The sequence below is a fragment of the Pseudomonas sp. P116 genome, assembly GCF_020149425.1.
Lineage (GTDB): Bacteria > Pseudomonadota > Gammaproteobacteria > Pseudomonadales > Pseudomonadaceae > Aquipseudomonas > Aquipseudomonas anatoliensis.
In genome coordinates, this window is record NZ_JACVHB010000005.1 from 139,085 (window position 1) to 160,572 (window position 21,488).

At 59.4% G+C, this 21,488-nt stretch carries 13 protein-coding genes; 7 read left to right on the plus strand and 6 right to left on the minus strand.

Translation table 11 applies throughout. The features are described 5' to 3' along the window. Positions 1-66: 66 nt before the first annotated feature. From ICA15_RS18100 to nadE, 3 genes are all read left to right on the plus strand, one after another. A complete protein-coding gene (locus tag ICA15_RS18100; protein ID WP_150602614.1) occupies positions 67-966 on the plus strand; it encodes a LysR family transcriptional regulator in 900 nt (299 codons plus the stop codon). Between the two features lie 221 nt (positions 967-1,187). Further along, entirely contained in the window at positions 1,188-2,411 is a 1,224-nt protein-coding gene (gene pncB / locus ICA15_RS18105; protein ID WP_210554242.1) for a nicotinate phosphoribosyltransferase, read from the plus strand. A gap of 4 nt (positions 2,412-2,415) precedes the next feature. After that, positions 2,416-3,243: an ammonia-dependent NAD(+) synthetase gene (nadE, locus tag ICA15_RS18110; protein WP_210554243.1), complete on the plus strand. Its 828-nt coding sequence runs from the start codon at positions 2,416-2,418 to the stop codon at positions 3,241-3,243. A gap of 210 nt (positions 3,244-3,453) precedes the next feature. On the opposite strand, the gene azu is transcribed toward nadE, so the two are convergent. Continuing rightward, the gene (gene azu / locus ICA15_RS18115; RefSeq protein WP_042557408.1) at positions 3,454-3,900 is read right to left on the minus strand and encodes an azurin; all 447 of its coding nucleotides are present in this window, start codon (positions 3,898-3,900) and stop codon (positions 3,454-3,456) included. 344 nt (positions 3,901-4,244) lie between these two features. Here azu and ICA15_RS18120 point away from each other — a divergent pair, with 344 nt between their 5' ends. Both ICA15_RS18120 and ICA15_RS18125 read left to right on the plus strand, forming a co-directional pair. Further along, positions 4,245-4,832 (plus strand): TIGR00730 family Rossman fold protein, encoded by a 588-nt coding sequence (locus tag ICA15_RS18120; RefSeq protein ID WP_210554244.1) that lies wholly within the window; start codon positions 4,245-4,247, stop codon positions 4,830-4,832. A 68-nt stretch (positions 4,833-4,900) separates the two neighbouring features. After that, positions 4,901-5,098, plus strand: coding sequence for a hypothetical protein (locus tag ICA15_RS18125; protein WP_150617990.1), 198 nt, complete (start codon positions 4,901-4,903; stop codon positions 5,096-5,098). Between the two features lie 176 nt (positions 5,099-5,274). On the opposite strand, the gene ICA15_RS18130 is transcribed toward ICA15_RS18125, so the two are convergent. The 4 genes from ICA15_RS18130 to ICA15_RS18145 all read right to left on the minus strand — a co-directional run bounded on the left by ICA15_RS18130 (position 5,275) and on the right by ICA15_RS18145 (position 14,607). After that, positions 5,275-6,165 (minus strand): transglutaminase N-terminal domain-containing protein, encoded by an 891-nt coding sequence (locus ICA15_RS18130; protein WP_150617991.1) that lies wholly within the window; start codon positions 6,163-6,165, stop codon positions 5,275-5,277. Continuing rightward, positions 6,165-8,651: a circularly permuted type 2 ATP-grasp protein gene (locus ICA15_RS18135; protein WP_210554245.1), complete on the minus strand. Its 2,487-nt coding sequence runs from the start codon at positions 8,649-8,651 to the stop codon at positions 6,165-6,167. The genes ICA15_RS18130 and ICA15_RS18135 overlap by 1 nt, the downstream gene beginning before the upstream one ends. Before the next feature lie 88 nt (positions 8,652-8,739). Beyond that, positions 8,740-12,015 carry a DUF2126 domain-containing protein gene (locus ICA15_RS18140; RefSeq protein WP_210554246.1) on the minus strand — a complete coding sequence of 1,092 codons (3,276 nt, stop codon included), beginning with the start codon at positions 12,013-12,015 and terminating at the stop codon, positions 8,740-8,742. 279 nt (positions 12,016-12,294) lie between these two features. Beyond that, positions 12,295-14,607: a YgiQ family radical SAM protein gene (locus ICA15_RS18145; protein WP_150602691.1), complete on the minus strand. Its 2,313-nt coding sequence runs from the start codon at positions 14,605-14,607 to the stop codon at positions 12,295-12,297. Positions 14,608-14,825: 218 nt separating this feature from the next. Here ICA15_RS18145 and ICA15_RS18150 point away from each other — a divergent pair, with 218 nt between their 5' ends. Then, positions 14,826-17,396: a hypothetical protein gene (locus tag ICA15_RS18150; RefSeq protein WP_210554247.1), complete on the plus strand. Its 2,571-nt coding sequence runs from the start codon at positions 14,826-14,828 to the stop codon at positions 17,394-17,396. Positions 17,397-17,494: 98 nt separating this feature from the next. Further along, positions 17,495-21,139, plus strand: coding sequence for a leucine-rich repeat domain-containing protein (locus ICA15_RS18155; protein WP_210554248.1), 3,645 nt, complete (start codon positions 17,495-17,497; stop codon positions 21,137-21,139). 158 nt (positions 21,140-21,297) lie between these two features. On the opposite strand, the gene ICA15_RS18160 is transcribed toward ICA15_RS18155, so the two are convergent. Beyond that, positions 21,298-21,462: a hypothetical protein gene (locus ICA15_RS18160; protein WP_210554249.1), complete on the minus strand. Its 165-nt coding sequence runs from the start codon at positions 21,460-21,462 to the stop codon at positions 21,298-21,300. Positions 21,463-21,488: the final 26 nt, after the last annotated feature.

Below are 21,488 nucleotides of genomic sequence, written 5' to 3' on the forward strand. Positions count from 1 at the left end.
ACCTTTACGCGAGATATCATTCCGTTTATTCATGCTGCGCATAGAAAGACAAGAAAAGGATCGGCCATGCTGAACAAACGCCACTTGCCTTCGATCACCGCATTGCAGTGCTTCGAGGCCGTGACCCGGCACCTGAGTTTCACCCGGGCCGCCGAGGAACTGAACCTCACCCAAAGCGCCGTCAGCAAACAGGTCGCGCAACTAGAGGAATTGTTGCAGCACTTGTTGTTCCGCCGGATACGCCGGCGTTTGCAGATGACCCCGGCCGGGGATTTGTATCTGGTGGAAGTCAGAAAAATCCTCACGCAGGTAGAGATGTCGACCCACTACCTGCGTTCCTACGGCGGCGAGACCGAAGTCCTGCGCGTCTCCACGCCTTCGACCTTCGGCGCCCGCTGGCTGGTGCCACGCCTGAAAGGCTGGCGCTTGCGCCATCCGTCGATCCATCTCGACATGTGCAACGAGCAGGAGGCCGACGATTTGCTGCAAGGGCGCAGCGATCTGGCGTTCTATTTCGGCCAGGGTTCACGCCCCGGCACTGAATGCCTGAAGCTGTTCGGCGAAGAGCTTGTGCCGGTGTGCGCGCCCGGCAGCTTGCCCGACAAGCCTTTCACTGATCCGACGCAACTCACCGACCTGGTGCTGCTGCAGAACGCTTCACGGCCACAGGCCTGGCACGACTGGTTCGACAGTCAGGGTTACCAGACCGAACATAGCTACCACGGCCCGCGTTTTGAAACCTTTTATATGTGCATCCGCGCCGCACAGGTCGGCTGCGGTGTAGCGCTGCTGCCACGGTTTCTGGTGGAAGAGGAATTGGCCGACGGCAAACTGGTCATTCCCTGGCAGCATGCAATGCCCAGCACCGACGCCTACTACCTGGCCTACCCGGAACATTCTGCGGAAGTGCCCAAGGTGAGGGATTTTGTGAAATGGATGCTGGAGCAGATCGACAATCCAGGCTGAAATCAGCCCCTTGTGGCGAGGGGATTTATCCCCGATGGGTCGCGCAGCGGCCCCAAAATTTCAAGAGCGACGACTGCTTCGCAGCCGGTCGGGGATAAATCCCCTCGCCACAATTGACCTCACTCAGAATAGAAATCGCTGGCAATCCCCACCGCTGATATGCGCCACTAGCGCCATTGTTCGAGACCGCGCCACGGCGCGGCGCACCTGGAGACCCCGTTATGAGCGAGAGTGTGTTTGCCGATCGCATCGTGCAGAACCTGCTCGACACCGACTTCTACAAGCTGACGATGATGCAGGCGGTGCTGCACAACTACCCCAACGTCGAAGTCGAATGGGAGTTTCGCTGCCGTAACAGTGAGGACTTGCGTCCGTATCTGGCCGAGATCCGCTTTCAGATCGAGCGTCTGGCCGAACTGAGCCTGAGCGCCGATCAACTGAGCTTTCTGGAGCGCATCAGTTTCCTGAAACCGGATTTCCTGCGCTTCCTCGGCTTGTTCCGCTTCAATCTGCGCTACTTGCACACCGGCATCGAAAACGGCGAACTGTTTATCCGTCTGCGCGGGCCGTGGCTGCATGTGATCCTCTACGAAGTGCCGCTGCTGGCCATCGTCAGCGAAGTGCGCAACCGCTATCGCTACCGCGAAACCGTGATCGAACAGGCGCGAGAACAGCTCTATCGCAAGTTCGACTGGCTGACCGCCAATGCTTCGGCCGATGAACTATCGCAATTGCAGGTCGCCGATTTCGGCACCCGTCGGCGGTTTTCCTACCGAGTACAGGAAGAAGTGGTGAACGTGCTCAAGCACGATTTCCCCGGCCGATTCGTCGGCACCAGCAATGTCCACCTGTCTCGCGAACTGGACATGAAACCGCTGGGCACCATGGCCCATGAATGGATCATGGCGCACCAGCAACTCGGCCCAAGGTTGATCGACAGCCAGATCGCCGCCCTCGATTGCTGGGTCCGCGAGTACCGGGGATTGCTCGGGATCGCCCTCACCGATTGCATCACCACCGATGCTTTCCTCGGCGATTTCGACCTGTTCTTTGCCAAGCTTTTCGACGGCTTGCGCCACGATTCCGGGGATCCTGTGGCATGGGGCGAAAAATGCATCGCCCACTATCACAAGCTCGGCATCGACCCGATGAGCAAGACGCTGGTGTTCTCCGACAGCCTGACATTACCCAAGTCGCTGGAGATATTCCGCGCGCTGCACGAGCGGATCAACGTGAGCTTCGGCATCGGCACTAACCTGACCTGTGACATTCCGGGTGTCGAACCGATGAGCATCGTGCTTAAAATGACCGCCTGCAACGGCCAACCGGTGGCGAAGATCTCCGACGAGCCAGGCAAGACCCACTGCAAAGATCCGAATTTTGTCGCCTATTTGCGACACGTTTTCCAGGTTCCTGCCGATTCCAGTCTATCTAGCAAGGAGTGAATTCATGCAAGCCGTACAGCGTGAGATTGCTGAACAGCTCAAGGTGCAACCGCCGTTCGCTGACCACCAGGCCCTGCAAGCCGAAGTCGCCCGGCGCATTACCTTTATTCAGGATTGCCTGGTCAATTCCGGGCTCAAGACGCTGGTGTTGGGCATCAGCGGCGGCGTCGACTCGCTGACAGCCGGGCTGCTGGCCCAGCGCGCGATGCGTGAATTGCGCGAACGTAGCGGCGACAATGCGTACAAATTCATCGCCGTACGCCTGCCGTATGAAACACAGTTCGACGAGCACGACGCTCAGGCTTCGGTGGATTTCATCAATCCGGACGAACGCCACACCGTCAACATCGGCCCGGCGGTGAAAGCGCTGGCCAGTGAAGTCGCGGCGTTCGAAGGCAAGCAAGCGGCGTCAGTGGATTTCGTGCTCGGTAACACCAAGGCGCGGATGCGCATGGTTGCGCAGTACACGATTGCTGGCGCGGCGGGTGGTCTGGTGATCGGTACCGACCATGCAGCGGAAGCGGTGATGGGGTTTTTCACCAAGTTCGGCGACGGCGCCTGTGACCTCGCCCCACTCAGCGGTCTGGTGAAAAACCAGGTACGGGCGATTGCCCGCAGCTTCGGCGCGCCGGAGTCGCTGGTCGAGAAAGTCCCGACGGCGGACCTCGAAGACCTGTCGCCGGGAAAACCGGACGAAGCGTCCCATGGCGTGACCTACACCGAGATCGACGCGTTCCTGCACGGCGAGCCGCTGCGTGAAGAGGCGTTCAAGATCATTGTTGATACGTACAACAAGACCCATCACAAACGCGTGATGCCGTTCGCGCCGTAATAAGCAGCGCCCTGGAACTTCTGAGATCCCAGCGATCCGCTGTGATCGCTGTGATCGCTGTGATCGCTGTAGGAGCTGTCGAGTGAAACGAGGCTGCGATCTTTTGATTTTGCTTCCAACAAACAAGATCAAAAGATCGCAGCCTTCGGCAGCTCCTACACAAGAGCAAAAAAGCGTCCCTCGCGGGACGCTTTTTTTGTGCCTGAATGATTACTTCAGGGTCACAGTGCCTTTCATCATCGAGATGTGGCCAGGGAACGAGCAGAAGAAGCCGTATTTCTCGCTGGCATTGAGCTTCGACACATCGAAGGTCACCGAGTCGGTTTCCTTGGCGCCGATGATTTTGGTGTGAGCGATGACGCGTGCATCACCGTCCTTCAGGTAGTTCTTGTCGATGCCGGCGGCCAGGCCATCGGTAGCGATCGGCTGCATGTCAGCTTCTTTGCTGATCACCAGGTTATGGCCCATGACGTTCTTCGGCAGGCTGCCGGAGTGGGTCAATTCGATGGTGAAGGTCTTGCAGCTCTTGTCGATTTCGATGGCCTTGGTGTTGAAGGACATCTGGTCGGTGGAGTCAACGGTGGTTTTGCACTCGGCAGCCATCAATTGGCTGCTGGCCAGCGCCAGCAGGGATACCGCAACAACTTTGGAAAACATGGTGAATCTCCAAGGCAGGGTTAACAAAAACACTAATGGTTGAAAGACTGCCTGAAATCTTCGCAAGTTCCTATGACTTGAGTCAAAAATTGTATACAACTTTCAGGCTATGACACTCATCGACACAATCTAACGGCCAGATCACCCGGCTGAATCTATGATCGGCGCATCTCACTGAAACGGAGCGTCTGTCATGATCTTTAACGGCCTGTTGTGCAGCTTGCTCGCCGCCTATGCCTGCGGCGCCAGCGGTACCTTTGAATCGCCGGAGCGTGCACTCTAAACCTTGGATCGAGGCGTGCCAGCCATTACCCTGTGCGACTGATTCGATACCGGAGAAAGGCATGTCTCTCACATCCGTTTGTGTATTTTGCGGTGCCAACGCCGGCACTGACCCAGCCTATACCGAAGCCGCCGTGGCCCTTGGTCGCGCATTGGCCGAGCGCAAGTTGACGCTGGTCTATGGCGGCGGCGCCGTCGGTTTGATGGGCATCGTTGCCGATGCCGCACTGGCCGCCGGTGGCGAGGTGATCGGCATCATCCCGCAGAGCCTGATGGACAAGGAAATCGGTCACAAAGGCCTGACGCGTCTGGAAGTGGTCGACGGCATGCACGCCCGCAAGGCGCGGATGGCCGAACTCAGCGATGCGTTTATCGCGCTGCCCGGTGGCCTCGGCACCCTGGAAGAACTGTTCGAAGTCTGGACCTGGGGCCAGCTCGGCTACCACGGCAAGCCGTTGGGCCTGCTGGAAGTGAACGGTTTCTACAGCAAACTCACTGCTTTTCTTGACCATATCGTCGGCGAAGGCTTCGTTCGCGGGCCACACCGTGACATGCTGCAAGTGAGCGAATCGCCGCAAACGCTGCTCGACGCCCTGGATAACTGGAAGCCGACCGTCACGCCAAAGTGGGTCGACCAAAAACCCGGCTAACCGCCTGGCACCGATACAGGGCAGAATATGCGCCGCTCAACCTCACCTTCGACCCAAGAGGATCGCCCATGGCCAAACCCAATTACTCCTTCGCCAAACGTCAACGAGACCTGGAAAAGGAAAAGAAGAAAGAGGAAAAGCTTCAGCGCAAGAAACAAGTAGCTGAAGAAGCGGCACTGAACCCTGACGGTGAAGTGGCGACAGACGACGCTGTAGATGCAGAAACACAAGCAGATGCACCGAAAGAGCAGGCGCCTGACGCCTGATTGATTGCTTGATCCGCTCCCTCAGGGAGCGATCTGTGGCGAGGGGATTTATCCCCGTTGGGTCGCGAAGCGGCCCCCCTGCGTCCCGCCAATCCGATTGAGTTGTCTGGACTGGGCGACTGCTTCGCAGCCGAACGGGGATAAATCCCCTCGCCACAAAAGCTCCCCAATACGCGTTACTCCAGTGGCATCACCGTGACCCGCACCTCCGGATCATGGCTCCCCCCGCCCAGAATCACCCCCCTCAACGGCGACACATCAGAAAAATCCCGTCCCCATGCCAAAGTGATGTGCTCCAGCGCCGGCTGCACATTGTTGGTCGGATCAAAATCCACCCAGCCCAGCACCGGACAAAACACCGAAACCCAGGCATGCGACGCATCGGCGCCGATCAACCGTGGCTGCCCCGGTGGCGGCTGGGTCAGCAGGTAGCCGCTGATATAACGTGCCGCCAGGCCTCTTGAGCGCACACAGGCCAGCATCAGGTGCGCGAAGTCCTGACAGACCCCACGACGGCGCTCAAGCACTTCCACGAGCGGCGTCGCCACTTGGGTGGCTTCGGCATCAAAGGTGAATTCGCTGAAAATCTTCTGCATCAAGGCCTGCACGCCTAACAGCAACGGCTGACCCGGTGGAAAACAGCTGTGCGAGAACTCGACGAAACTGCGTTTCAAATGCACGTACGGTGACTGGAAACGATAACGGCAAGCCTCAAGCAATTCGGCAGGTAGTGGCTGGCTGCTGTAGGTCAGTGCATTGCGCGTCAGCTCCCACGCCGGAGACTGATTGAAATCGAGCGACGGTCGCGCCAGCACTTCAACGATAAGCCGGGCGTTGACCTGCAACTCATCGTGCGGTCGCTCAAACGCCAGCCGCGTCAGCGGATTGCCGAACACATCCAGCTCATCGCGTCGTGCCGATGGTTGTGGGCTGATCAGCAATTGTTGTTCAGTGCAGCGCTGCCAACTGCACTCACGCGGCCACAGGTGTGCCAACTGCTGCGCCAGCGAGACCGGGCTGTCGTAGTGATAACAGGTGTCGTGGAAGATCTGGTAATGCGCGCTCATCAGACGGACACCGTGCGCTGGCTGACATCATCGACATGGGCGAAATGGCGCAGGGCCAGTCGATCCGAGGCTTGCCCGCTGGCCTCGGCGATCTCTTGCAGCAGATCCGCCAGACCATCGAGCGCTGCGCGTACGCTGGATTCACCGAACAGCGGGTTCTCCAGGCAGCCCAGATCAAATCGCGCCAATCGTTCGACCAGTTGTGGCAGCCCAGCCTCGCGTGGCACACCGAAATCATCGTTCAGGCGTTTCAACGTGCGAGTCACCAGTTTCAACTGGAACAACACCGCGTGTGGGTTCTGCTCATCGAGCAACAGCAGGTCTAGCACCGGGATCAACTGCGCCACCGCCAGATAACGTGAGCGGTAAGTGATGCTGCTGTTGCCTAATTCCAGCAACCACTCAAGCCCGGCCTGATCGAACGCACCGGCGCCACGCAGAAACCCCGCCAGACTGCTGCTGAGGAATTGCAGCCGTTCGATACGCCGGCCGATCATCAGGAAGCGCCAGCCTTCGTCTCGGGTCATGTCGTCCAACGCGAAACCGGACAGCGCCGCCAGCGACATCACCAGGCGGTTGAGAAAATCCAGCAACTCGCCAAAATCCGGCTCGTCGGTCTCCAGCTCCAGCGCTTCACGCTGCAACTCGACCAGCGCCTGCCAGTTTTCCCGGGAGAGCTTGCCGCGCACCTGCGAAGCCGCCCACTGCAAGCGTTGCAGGTTTGAGCGCAGGCTGAACGACCAGTCTTCGCCGAGCAGTGCGGCCAGCAAACGCTCCGGCAGTTCACCTTCGTCCGGCAACAGCGACAGCCGTTCGCCGAGGTCGACCGCGGCTTGCAAGGCTTGCGGGTCGTCGCCGTCGACATACCGCGCGAGCATGATTCGCAGCAGCCGCGCACTGTCGTCGCAACGCTCGCAGTAACGGCCGAACCAGAACAGGTTTTCCACCACACGCGACGGCAAATAAGGATCACGCCTGACCAGATCGTGCACGCCGACGTTGCGCTGGGTCTTCCACTGTTCGCCGCTCGGCGGACGATCGCCCAGCACCCAGGTGTCCTTGCTCGCCCCGCCGCGCTGCATCGACACCACTTCGGCATCAGCCTCGGCCGCCACCCGGGTCAGCCCGCCCGGCAGCACTCGATAGCCGTCACGGCTGGCCGCCGCGTACACACGCATACCGATCGCCCGGGGTTGCAACTGGCCGTCTTCGGCTTGCCAGATCGGCGCCTGGGAGAGCTGCGCCAATTCTTGCGCAACATAGGCGTAAGGGCGCGCCTGCATGCGCTCCGCGAGGGATTGGCGCTGCTTTTCACTCAGATCGCGGCCGAATACCGGCGCGAAGCTTTGTGAAGGAAAGGCCGGTTTTATCAACAGTTCAGGGAGTTTTTCCAGCGCCTGGGCCAACACCGGCGCTTCACCGCACCACCACGTTGCGATGGACGGCAGGATCAGTTCTTCGCCAAACAGGAATTGGTTGATCCTCGGCAGAAAACCCAGCAAACCCGGCGATTCCAGCACGCCGCTGCCCAGCGCATTGGCGACCAGCACCCGCCCCTGCCGCACCGCCTCAAGCAGACCGGGAACGCCGAGTGCCGAGTCCGTGCGCAGCTCCAGCGGATCGCAGAAGTCGTCGTCGAGCCGCCGCATGATCGCGTGCACCCGGCGCAGGCCGCTGAGGGTTTTCAGGTAGACGGTGGCATCGCGCACTGTGAGGTCGCCGCCCTCCACCAATGGATAACCGAGCTGACGCGCCAGATACAGGTGTTCGAAATAGCTTTCGTTGAACCGCCCCGGCGTCAGCAACACCACCAGCGGCGCCTCGTCATCAGTGGGCGCCTGGCGGGCCAGTGTTTCCTGCAACGTACGGAAGAAACCGGCCAGATGCTGCACCTTCAGATCACGGTACAACTCGGGGAAGGCGCGGGACACGATGGTGCGGTTTTCCAAGGCGTAACCGGCACCCGAAGGTGCCTGCGTGCGATCTGCCGTCACCCACCAGCGCCCGTCCGGCGTGCGCGCCAGATCCACCGCGTATAGATGAAGAAAAGCACTGTCCGGCGGCACAATGCCCTGACACGGCCAGAGAAAATTGTTGTGGCCGAATACCAGCTCCGCCGGCAGCAAACCTTCGCTGATCAAGCGCTGCGGCCCATACAAATCGGCCAGCACGGCATTGAGCAGTCGTGCTCGCTGGGCGATCCCGGCCGACAATTGCTGCCACTCATCCGCCGCAATCACATGCGGCAGCAAGTCCAGCTCCCACGGACGATCCGCGCCTTTGGGATCGGCATAGACGTTGTAGGTGACGCCGTTTTCCTGAATCTGCCGGGCCAGCAATGCCTGCCGCTGCACCAGTTGCGCCGGTGTGCTGCGCTGCAATTGGTCGAACAGCCGTTGCCAATGCGGGCGCACCGCACCGCTGGCATCCAGCAGTTCGTGATAAGTGCCCGCCGTCAGCGGGTAGCGGTCTAGCAGGTCAGGCATGGAAAGCTCGGCAGACAGCAAGGAAAGGTCAGACTAACGCAGGCAGATGACGCCCGGATAGACGAAAAATCCGGGCGCTGCGTACGATTCAGAAACGGCGCAAATCGATTGTCATCGGTAGCTCGTCGTTTATTTCCACATTCGGTATAGGAAGTTTCCCCGGCGTATGTCCGATGCGGAAGAAACGCGCCATGCGCCGGCTCTCCGCTTCGTTGGCATTGACCGGCAGCGTCTCGTAATTGCGCCCACCCGGATGCGCCACGTGGTACTGGCAGCCGCCCAGCGAGCGCGCCATCCACGTATCGAGCAAGTCGAACACCAGCGGCGCGTGCACCGGGATATTCGGTTGCAGGCAGTTGGCCGGTTGCCAGGCGCGATAACGCACACCGGCGACAAACTCGCCGACTCGCCCGGTCGGATGCAATGGCACCGCGATGCCGTTGCAGGTCAGCAGGTAGCGTTGCGGTGGCAGGCCTTTGAGCTTGACCTGCAAGCGCTCCAACGATGAATCGACGTAACGTACCGTGCCGCCCGCCGTGCCCTCTTCGCCCAGCACATGCCACGGCTCAAGGGCCTGGCGCAGCTCCAGTTCGATACCGTTTACGGAGTAATCGCCAACCTTGGGAAAACGAAACTCCAGATGCGCCGCGAACCACTCGGCCCGCAGCGGATAACCGGCACTGTTGAGTTCAACGATAACGTCGGCGAAATCCTGTTCGATAAAGTGCGGCAGCATGAACCGATCGTGCAGCTCAGTGCCCCAGCGCGCCAGTTTCGGCGGCGCATACGGCTCGCGCCAGAAACGTGCGACCAGCGCCCGCAGTAACAGTTGCTGGGCCAGGCTCATGCGCGCGTGCGGCGGCATTTCAAAGGCGCGCAGCTCCAGCAAGCCGAGGCGCCCGGTGGCGCCGTCCGGTGAATAGAGTTTGTCGATGCAGAATTCTGCGCGGTGGGTGTTACCGGTGACGTCTATCAGCAAGTTGCGCAGCAGTCGATCGACCAGCGACGGCGCGCACTCCTCGCCCGGCTCCGGCATCTGCGCGAAGGCAATTTCCAGTTCATACAAGGCGTCGTTACGCGCCTCATCGACTCGCGGCGCCTGGGACGTCGGACCGATGAACAAGCCGGAAAACAGATAGGACAGCGACGGATGGTTGTGCCAGTAGCTGATCAGGCTGCGCAGCAGATCGGGACGCCGCAGAAACGGCGAATCGGCCGGCGTCGCGCCACCGAGGACGAAGTGGTTGCCGCCGCCGGTGCCGGTATGGCGCCCGTCGATCATGAATTTTTCGGTGGTCAGTCGGGTTTGACGTGCTTCTTCATAGAGAAACTCGGTGCGCTCGACCAACTCGTCCCAGGTCGCCGACGGCTGCACGTTGACCTCGATCACGCCCGGATCCGGAGTAATCCGGAAATTGCTCAGGCGCGGATCGCTCGGCGGTTCGTAGCCCTCCAGCAGCACAGGGCAGTGCAGCTCTTCGGCGGTGGCTTCGATGGCAGCGACCAACTCCAGATAGTCCTCGACCCGCTCCAGCGGCGGCATGAACAGGTACAAGCGCCCTTCTCGTGCTTCAGCGCAGAACGCGGTGCGGGTCAGCCAGTCGGCGGATTCGTCGATTTTCGGTTGGCGCTCGTCAGCCGTGGCCGGTTCGCCGTGACTGTTGAGTTGCGCAATCTGCGGTAGCTCCGGGAAGTCCTGGTTCGGATCCTGCGGATGGATAAACGGATACTCGGCCGCTTTCACCCAAGGCTGCGCGCCCAACGGCAAACGATAGCCCAGCGGCGAGTCGCCCGGCACCAGACGGCAATGCTCGTCGCGCAGATACCAGCGCCCGCTCTGCCATTGATCGCCCTTGGTGGTACGCGCCAGCGGCAGTACCTGGCCAATGACTTTATCGAGTCCCTGATTGAAGACTTTGCGCAGCCGCGCACGCTCCAGCGGTTCTTCCAGACGCGAGTCTTCGGCGCTGACGTTGCTCGGCAAAGTCCCTTCACGCCAGAGGTAATAGAAATTGTCCTCGTAGGCCGGAAACACAAACCGCGTGGGAATTTTCAGGCGTTCGGCGACACTCGCCAGAAAGCGCCCGGCGAGTTCACCATCGGCGCGGTAATCCTGCTGCTCGTCGGCGATTAGCGCGTCGTTTTGCCAGATCGCCACACCATCGCGACGCCAATAGCAATTGAGCGACCAGCGCGGCAGTTGCTCGCCGGGGTACCACTTGCCCTGGCCGAAATGCACCAGACCTTTCGGCGCGTAATGCTTGCGCATGCGCTGGAACAACTCGGCGGAGAGCCGACGCTTGTCCTCGCCGAGAGCGGCGGTGTTCCATTCGGCGCCGTCCGGGTCATCGATGGAAACGAAGGTCGGTTCGCCGCCCATGGTCAGGCGCACGTCGCCCTCCAGCAGGTCGGCATCGATCTGCCGGCCCAGCGCCTGAATCGCCAGCCATTGCTCGTCGGTGTAGGGCTTGGTGACCCTTGGCGCTTCCCAGATTCGCTCAACCGACATTTCGTGGCTGAACTGCGTCTCGCAGGGTTCGACCATGCCGCTGATCGGTGCCGCCGAGGACGGATCGGGACTACAGGCCAACGGGATATGCCCTTCACCGGCGAACAGCCCTGACGTGGCATCGAGGCCGATCCAGCCGGCGCCCGGCAAATACACTTCGCACCAGGCATGCAGATCGGTGAAATCCACCTCAGTGCCGGATGGCCCGTCGAGACTTTTCACGTCGGCGGTCAGTTGAATCAGGTAACCGGAGACAAACCGCGCCGCCAGACCGAGGTTGCGCAGCAATTGCACCAGCAGCCATGCCGAGTCGCGGCACGATCCAGAGGCGTGTTCGAGGGTGTGCTCCGGGGTTTGCACGCCCGGCTCCATGCGAATCAGGTAATTGATGTCTTCGCTCAGACGCTGATTGATCGCGACCAGAAAGTCCACAGCGGGCAGCGGCGTACGGTCGATGCCGTCGAGATAGGCTTTGAATGCCGGCGTCAGCGGCAAGGTTTCGAGGTACGGCGCCAGCTCCTTGCGCTCATCGGCGGCATAGGCGAAGGGGATCTTCTCGGCGTAGGGTTCGAGGAAGAAGTCGAACGGGTTGAACACCGCCATTTCCGCTAGCAGGTCGACTTCAATGCGCAGTTCGTCGGTTTTCTCCGGGAACACCAACCGGGCTAGGTAGTTGCCCTGTGGGTCCTGCTGCCAGTTGATGAAGTGCTGGTCGGGCGAGACTTTCAGCGCATACGAGAGAATCCGCGTGCGGCTGTGGGCAGCCGGGCGCAGGCGAACGATCTGCGGGCCGAGTTCGACAGCGCGGTCGTAGCGGTAATGCGTGACGTGATGCAATGCGACATGAATCGACACGGCGTGCCTCCTGCGAGCCCTAAGCGTATTCGAAAGCGCGCAAGACTTATGCCATGCACAGGCTCGGGCGCTTTTGCGGAATGCTCAGGGCAGTACAGCACCAAAATCGGGCGATGCGAGGAAATGGTTTGGCGAAGTTGCGCCTAAATGTGGCGAAGATCAAAAGATCGCAGCCTGCGGCAGCTCCTACAGGGAAACGCGAATCCCACTGTAGGAGCTGCCGCAGGCTGCGATCTTTTGACTCAAAAAAAAACGCCAACCCGAAGGTTGGCGTTCTGTTTAGCGTGGCACGACCGGTTTGCGTGTCGGCTTCGGCCCTTTGCCCTTGGCCGCGTCCTTGCGCTCCTTGGCGGCCTGCTGGTTGCGGGCGAACGCCGCAGCCTTGGCCTGTTCACGCTTGTCCCACGGATTACCGCCATCACTGGCACGCGGCGGCAGGCCGGTGTGCTGAGTGAGGATCTTGGTGGTCTTCTCTTTGCCTTCCTTCGCCACTTTATGGCTGCCAGCCGGCGTCGAGTTCTTGCGACGGGCGCTCTGGTAGCTGTCGGTGGCCGGCTGATGCAGCGGAATCAACTGATCCTTGCCCGGCCCGATCAAATCGGCGCGCCCCATGCGTTGCAGTGCTTCGCGCAGCATCGGCCAGCCTTTCGGGTCGTGATAACGCAGGAACGCCTTGTGCAGACGACGTTGCTCTTCGCTCTTGACGATGGTCACACCGTCACTCTTGTAGGTGACCTTGCGCAGCGGATTCTTGCCCGAGTGATACATCGCGGTGGCGGTAGCCATCGGCGACGGGTAGAACGCCTGCACCTGATCAGCGCGGAAGCCGTTGCCCTTGAGCCACAGCGCCAGGTTCATCATGTCTTCGTCGGTGGTGCCTGGGTGCGCGGCGATGAAGTATGGAATCAGGTACTGCTCTTTCCCGGCTTCCTTGGTGTACTTCTCGAACATGCGCTTGAACTTGTCATAGCTGCCAATGCCCGGTTTCATCATCTGGTTGAGCGGACCTTCCTCGGTGTGTTCCGGGGCGATCTTCAGGTAACCGCCGACGTGGTGGGTCACCAGCTCTTTGACGTACTCAGGCGACTCGACCGCGAGGTCATAACGCAGGCCGGAGGCGATCAGGATCTTCTTCACACCCGGCAACGCGCGAGCGCTGCGGTACAGCTGAATCAGCGACGAGTGATCGGTGTTCAGGTTCGGACAGATCCCCGGGAACACGCAGGACGGCTTGCGGCACGCGGATTCGATTTCCGGCGTCTTGCAGGCGATGCGGTACATGTTCGCGGTCGGGCCGCCGAGGTCGGAAATGACGCCGGTGAAGCCTGGCACCTTGTCGCGGATCTCTTCGATTTCGCGAATGATCGACTCTTCGGAACGGTTCTGGATGATCCGGCCTTCGTGCTCGGTGATCGAGCAGAAGGTGCAGCCGCCAAAGCAGCCGCGCATGATGTTCACCGAGAAACGGATCATGTCGTAGGCCGGGATCTTCTCCTTGCCGTACGCAGGATGCGGAACACGTGCGTAAGGCATGCCGAACACGTAGTCCATTTCTTCAGTGGTCATCGGAATCGGCGGCGGGTTGAACCAGACGTCGACTTCGCCATGCTTCTGCACCAGCGCACGGGCGTTGCCCGGGTTGGTTTCCAGGTGGAGTACGCGGTTGGCATGCGCATAAAGAACCGCATCGCCACGGACCTTTTCCACCGACGGCAGACGAATCACGGTCTTGTCGCGGGTCATCCGTGGGCTGGCCAGGATCTGCACGACCTTGGCTTCTTCCGGATCATCGACCGGCCCCTTTTCCTGCTCGATGGCGCAGGCCTGGGTGTCCTGGGTATTCACGTACGGGTTGATGATCTTGTCGACCTTGCCCGGACGATCGATGCGCGTGGAATCGACTTCGTACCAGCCCGCAGGCGTGTCACGACGGATGAACGCGGTGCCGCGCACATCAGTGATGTCTTCAATCTTGTGACCGTAGGACAGACGCTGGGCGACTTCGACAATCGCCCGCTCGGCATTGCCGTACAGCAGGATGTCGGCGCAGGCGTCGATCAGGATCGAGTTACGCACGCGATCCTGCCAGTAGTCGTAATGCGCGATGCGGCGCAGCGAAGCTTCGATACCGCCGAGCACGATCGGCACGTTTTTGTAGGCTTCCTTGCAGCGCTGGCTGTAGACCAGACTGGCGCGATCCGGACGCTTGCCGGCCATGCCGCCCGGGGTGTAGGCGTCATCGGAACGGATTTTCTTGTCGGCGGTGTAGCGGTTGATCATCGAGTCCATGTTGCCGGCCGCGACGCCGAAGAACAGGTTCGGCTCGCCGAGCTTCATGAAGTCGTCTTTGGACTGCCAGTTCGGTTGGGCAATGATCCCGACGCGGAAGCCTTGCGACTCCAGCAGCCGGCCGATGATTGCCATGCCGAACGACGGGTGATCGACGTAGGCATCTCCCGTAACAATGATGATGTCGCAGGAATCCCAGCCAAGCTGATCCATCTCCTCCCTGCTCATCGGCAGGAATGGCGCTGGCCCGAAACATTCGGCCCAATATTTTGGATAGTCAAATAACGGCTTGGCTGTTTGCATGTCGACGACCGGTGTTGAGATGAAAAATCGCGGGCGCGGAATATAGCACAAAAAATAACCAATTCCGACGGCAATGGTCGGTTTCTCTTTATCGTTGCCCAGGATCGTTCGCGACATGCCCCGCGAACGTCCCACGCGCGCGAACCGGCAACGCCGTCAGATTTTTCAAGCCTTGCATCATGCGGGGCGGACATGAAAATACTAAAGGATGAGTATTCATGATCGGCAAGACCAGCAAGGGCGCCAACGGCGCCACCACGACAAGGCCTGCGATGAATGGCACATCGGGAACAGATGCCCTCACGCGGGTTGATGTCCCCGGCATTCACTCTGCGGGCCCGACAAACCGGTTAGTGACGACGCACCCGGCCGGCGTCGACCTTGACGCAATCACGCCCGCCCCCACCGTCAGAGCGATACCAACGGCTATCGACTCGCCAGCATTGCCCGTACACCGTGCACTGCAGGATTACTGCATCACGCCCCCGCCGGAATGGGACAGTTCCTCTACCCAGAGCCCGCGAATCATTAAAGGACGCATGTACGTCACCTTGCCCGATAACCAGATCGTGCAGATCGCGATGGACATTGAAACCGGGTTTTACCGGGCCAGACGCCCAAGCGAGCGCGATCCTTCCGGGCCGATACTGCAACCCGATCCCGACGGCAGGTTCTGGCGCGAAGCAGGCAATGTCGAAGCGCTGCCGCATACCCTGAGTGACACCCGGCTGGAGGCCTTTCGCAGCGACATCGATTTCACCGGCATCGAACCCGGCAGCGACGGTCTGCACCGTTTTGACGGCAAGCTCTACGCGGTGATCCGCGACCATGCTTATCAGGTCCTGCATGACCTGGATGCTTCTACGCCGACAACCGCGGTACTGCGTATCGTCCGCGCGGAAGACGCCGTGGCCCATGACGCCAACAATATCTATGTGGGTACCCGGCCGGGACGTTCGGAGGCCGTTGTTCTCGATCCGCAGCACGGCTGGGTCGGCACCAGCGTAAAAGGGGCCGGCGGGATGCGGCGCGTAAACCCTGCCCCTCTTCTGCCTGATCGCATGCTCGTTTCGCCCGCCCTGCTGAATAACGGACGAGCCAGGTGGGATGCGGCCAAGGAACGTAGCGAAAAAGCCGAAAAAAAAAGGCTTGAACAGGAGCCGGGAAGCCAAGGTGAAAGAGGCGCACTGGCGTTACTGGAAGGGTACGCTCGCCAAGAACAGGAGCTGCTCACGCCCCTCATCAGCCTTTATGTGAACGAACGTGACGCGATCATCCTGTATGAAAAAGAAAGGTACCTATCCGAACTGCACGAAATGCGGGCGCGCAGCATCGAACTTTGTGAGTACCAGATTTATGCAAGGGAAAGTCGCATGACCATTGAGCGCGCGGGCTTGCACAACCTGCACCAGTTCTACAACGCCGATGCAGAATACCTGTGGAAGAAGCGCGAGCTTCTCGAAACGCGTCAGCAACTGATCAATGACTTCGTCAGACAATCGCGCTCGTCCGCGTTCGAAATCGCTTCACGCAATACATTAGCATTGGATTTGCACGTGGCATCTGCCTGGTGGGTCAGCTTCAAAAGCCGACTGCTGAGCGGCAGACCCGCCGACAGCCAGTCCGCGCTGGCGCAACTGGGGAGCTGGCACGTTGAAACGACTTCGGCTTTCTATGACATCGACAGTATTCCTCAGCAAGCGCGCCTTGCGGTCATCACCGACTTGCTGGATGAGACCGCAGCCATCAGGGCCTCCTACGAAACCCTGGTGCTTGCGCCGGAGTCTTCCGAGGCCGGCGTCCGTCGGCAAATCGTCGAGGTCGTGCAATCTTTTGAAAACGTACTGGAAGAGCGGGCGAGTCGCTATCACCGCGAGTCGCTGACTACGGCGGCGCTGCCGGCGCAGGATCAGGTGATTGATTTCGACTTCGTGCCTGCGCAGGAAGTCTCCGGCCCGGCGCCAACACGCAGGCGTTTGTTTCGCGCCAGACACCATAACGTCTCCAGGATCAGCGTCGGTCATCCACGCCGCACCGCTTCGGGGGAAGAAGTCATTGATGTCACAGACCCCATCAGTAATCAGGTCTGGCAAACGTATGAGCGCCGTGATGGCGAATGGCGCCGACAGACCCCGCCGCGAAACGATGCCTTGCCTACACTGGTGGCATTGGCCAACGAGCGACTGGGCCAATGCGATACACACCTCAATAGCGCCAGACAGGATGAAAAAGCCAAGCGAAACGCCACCAATATCGTCGAATCGCTTGGCGCAAAAGCCGAACAACTGGACGACGTCGCCTCGCAACTGGAGCGCCTGCCGAATGCGCTTGACGAGAATATCGTTCCGCTCGTTCGCCAGTTACGTCATGACAGTCAGCGGCTGCGTACTGAGGGCGAGAATATCCGCGTCCGGCTATACAAGGACAAGTCGTTCCTGAGCGCGAACCGAGTGGCGTACCTGCTCGACCAGAATCAAATCCTCGCAGTGAAAACCCATACCCGGCTGGAACGGGGCAAGGGCAGCAACAAACACTATCTCGATATCTACTCGCTCAATGACAGGCTCAGTGGCGAGCCGCTGTGGCACGCGCATTTTCACTACGACAGGAAGGACAGCGCAGCGCTCGATTTCACTGTACAGGGAGGCCACCTGAAAACCCTCGAGCAAAGCGGCTTGGGGCTGGCATCCCAACAAAAGGATCAGCAGGCCGGACGCGTGCACGTGCCGATCTGGCGTGAAGCACTCGACAGCAGGACGGCGCAGAGAATTTTTGATATCGCGCGGTGATCGCTCGACTGTCGCGGCAAACGAACAACATACAACCGTTCAACATCAGTCGTTGCAGCCGCGCTATTGATACAACAATCACTCAAGGATGAGTACACATGAAAGGCAAAACTCCCACAGGCACATCGGCTATTACTCCACCGCGACAACCCGCCATACACTCTGACTGGACTGAGACGCCCTCGCGCATCGATGTATCGCCACTTCCCCATCTGCGCGAATCCAACATCGCCGCAAGCACAACGGCTACCAACGTCAACGTTCAGGCAGGCCCCTCAACTACGCCGCTCACCGTCACCCCGCTGCCCCCCTCAACGCTAGCCGCGATGGTCACAAGCGCATCACGACTCTCAGTGGCAGATTTCCATGTCACGCTCCCGGATAACCTTCAGGCCACCATTGACAGTCAGGGCGTACGAACGATCAAAGGGCGCAAGTTCGTCAACTTGCCGGATGGCAAGACGGTGGAAATCGCCAGTGATCCGGACACCGGCCTCTACCGTGCCAGATGGCCGACCCAGCGTGAGCCTGGGCCGGTGCTGGTGCCCGATCCTGGCGGCGAGTACTGGTGGTCACCCTCAGATGTCCTGACAGACGCCCGTCTCGAAAGCTATCGCACGCAAATAAATCTGGAGGGTGTGCAACCTTACATCAACGGCGTGTACCCGCTCGACGGCAACACTTACATCATTATTCGCAAGAAAGTTTATCGGGTGATGTGGGATCAGCATGGGGCCCAAATGATGCACATCGTGCATCAGAGAACCGCAAATGACGTGGACAACCATGCTTTTTTTCAGCCCGAACTGATCGCTCAGGGGGAGCCGGTGATTTTCGATGCGCGACTCGGCTGGATTGACGCCGGGATCCGACGCGGCGACAACGAGGTTCTTTCCCTTCCTTCCCCGGAGCGTCGCCTGCGCGAACTGTTTCCCACCATCGAGGATGACCTGGTGCGCCTGACGATCGAGTCGCTGGGTGTTGACCTGCCGCGCAAACTGACTCAGTTCGAGGTGGGTCTGAGCAGGCTGCAAACGCGATTGTCCCGATGGCAGGAAATCGCCAACGCCACGCCGGGCATGCCTGCCTCGAACAATGCCATCGAAACTGCCAGTCAGCGCCTGCTGAGCATCTGGCGCAGGACAGGGCCGCTGCATCTGGATGCAAACGGAACCCCCTTGGGCATGGAGCTCAATCTCAGTGGTCTGGGAATTACCAATCTGCCGTCGCTGGACGGGATTGAATTCAGCCATGTCACTTCACTGAAGTTGCGCAGTAATAATCTGGATCGAAACATCAATCTGTCCGCCTTCAAAAATGTGCTCGACCTGGACCTGTTGGGTAACAAAATCGAAGGTTCGATTCACCAGTTGAGCGCAATGCAGCATTTGACTCACCTTAATCTCGACTACAACCCGTCACCCATAAATCCAGGTGAGCGGCTGGTTTCCAACACACTGCAAGTGCTGAGTCTGAACAACTGCGCGATGGCTGACGCTCCAGACTTCAGCGGCCTGCCAAATCTTCGCAGGCTGGAAATGACCTACACGAATCTTGCGCGATGGCCAGCCAGCCTTGATCAACTGCCACTGCTTGAACGGGTGGATCTGAGGTACAACGCCCTCAGCGAATTGCCCGACGCCCTGATTGCACCAGCATTCGAGCATCTGGCGAATACGCGACTGAGCAACATCGTCAATGTGGATGGCAACCCGTTTTCTCTGATCACGCTCGAGCGCGCCAGCCTTTATCGTCTGCGCCTTCTGGCCAGCGGATTGTCGCTGTCCAATCCGGAGAACCTGTTAAGCACCATGAGATGGCTGGAGCCACTGCCGGTTCGACTTCCGGTACACAGCGACTATGGCAGCGGCGCGGCATCTGCTCTGCTGGTTCGGGTACGCGAGCTGTATCCCACCATGGGAAATAATGCCGATGCGTTTCTTCAGTCCATGGGCGCGGATGCTTCCAACGTTCTGACACGGCTGGAATATGAGTTCGAGGTGCTTAAAACCCAGCTCAACGCATGGTCCAAAGGACAATTCAATATTGCCTCACAAAAAATCTTGAAATGCTGGCGGCGGGAGGGGCGAATGCTGCTTGGGGCAGGGGGAGAGCATTTAGGCCTGAAATTGAATCTGACCAGTTTGAATCTGGAGAACATGCCGAGCCTGGATGCTGATTTCAGTTTCGTCGCCTCGCTCAACTTGAAACGTGCCCGCTTGCATCACAATCCTGACGGTTTCCTGGGGCGATTCCCGAATTTGCACGAGCTCGATATCTCGCAGAACCAGCTGCGCAGCGTGCCTTCGGCATTGGCGAAGATGCAGCATCTGACACGCTTGAACATGAGCGACAACTATCTGGGGCCTGACGCAGCGCAACTGATCCAGGACCTGGGGCCTAGGACGTCCCTGCGGGAGCTGAACCTGAGCAGGAACAGGTTCGTGCACACGCTTGATTTGAGCTTGTTGCCAGCGTTGCGAAAACTGAATATTTCCCGTACGCAAATTGATTCCTGGCCGCCCGGACTGGAGAGAATGCCGGCACTGGAGGAGGTCAACCTGTCACATAACGGGTTTAAAGACCTTCCCCTTTTCCTGCTTGCGCCTGGTGATCAGGATCTCGCCGGGTTTGTCCGTCTCTATGACAGCCTCGACATCACCGGCAACCCGTTGTCGTCCGACACTCAATCCAACTTAAGGCAACTCGCGAGCAGGCTTCAAGCCGCTGGCATAACACTGCAACGGCCGCGAAACCTGCTGACCGCCGTCAACCCTGAGAATCAGGAGTTGCCTGTCAGCTTCCTCCCCACCCGCCCCGCACAGCCCAGCGTCCTGACGCCTGCTCGACGCGTCCAGGAAATTTTCCCTTCCTACAATGAACAGTCGATCAATCACCTGATCCAGTCGCTGGAGCCCGACGTTCCAGGAAGGTTGGCTGCGCTGGAACACGAGCTCAATACGCTGAAATCCCAGCTGCAGGACTGGGGCGGGAACAATAAAAAACCAGCATCGGAGCGCATCTTGAGCTGCTGGCGGCGTGAAGGTATTACGCAATCGACATCGGCCACGCCGGATGGAGCATTCCTTGACCTGACCCTGGACTTGAGCGGTCTCAACGTAGAGGTGCTGCCAAATCTTGATGCCGACTTCAGCCATGTCGGTTCACTGCTGATGAAAAACGAGGGACTGTACAGTCCTCCCGAAGGCTTCTTGAGCCGATTTACCAACCTGCGCACACTTGATCTGACGAACTCGTACCTCACCGAACTACCTCAAGCATTGCGCAACATGAACCATCTGACACGTCTGATTCTCAACGGCAACAGCATCGCGTTGACTGATGCGACAGCGCGAATCCTGTCGCAACGCACAACCCTTCAGGTGTTGGAGATGAATAATAATCCACTGCAGTGGTTGCCGGACCTCAGCCAGATGACCCAATTGCGCGCGTTGGCCCTGTCGCGCACAGGCCTGCGGGACTGGCCACCCGGGCTCGAAGCATTGACTTCGATGCAGCGGATCAATCTCAGCCGCAATAACCTCACCAGTATTCCCGACTATTTGATCAATCCTGCGCAGCAACATCTGGCAGCTTCGGCGCGGCTCACCAACGTGATCAACGTGTCCCATAACCAATTCGACGAAAGTGCCCGGCAGCAGGCGCTGATTTATCAAATGCGCCTTGAAGCAGCCGGAATACGCTTATCCCGGCGTAACCTGCTGCTCACGATTAACGAATAATGAAGAGATCGCCCTGGCAGGAATGATGATTCGATAGCAAGGCGCCTTTTCACTGAGCGAGGCGCAGACCCCGCCAGTCAGACCTTTTCCCCGTCATCATTGTGCAGGGAAAAGGTCAGTGCTCAAGGATGAGCAACCCGGTCAATCATGGCGCTCTTTCAATCCGCAACAGAACGCTTGACCTGATCGTAAAACACCGACCCCGGCAATGACGCCGAACGCTGCCCTGCCAGTTGTTTACCGACCCTGGTGCAGCAAGTCTCAAGGAAGAAAAACTCAATGCCCATCAAAACACCTCCGCGCAACACTGTCACAGTCGACATCCACACGCGTCCTGTGCAGCCGGACA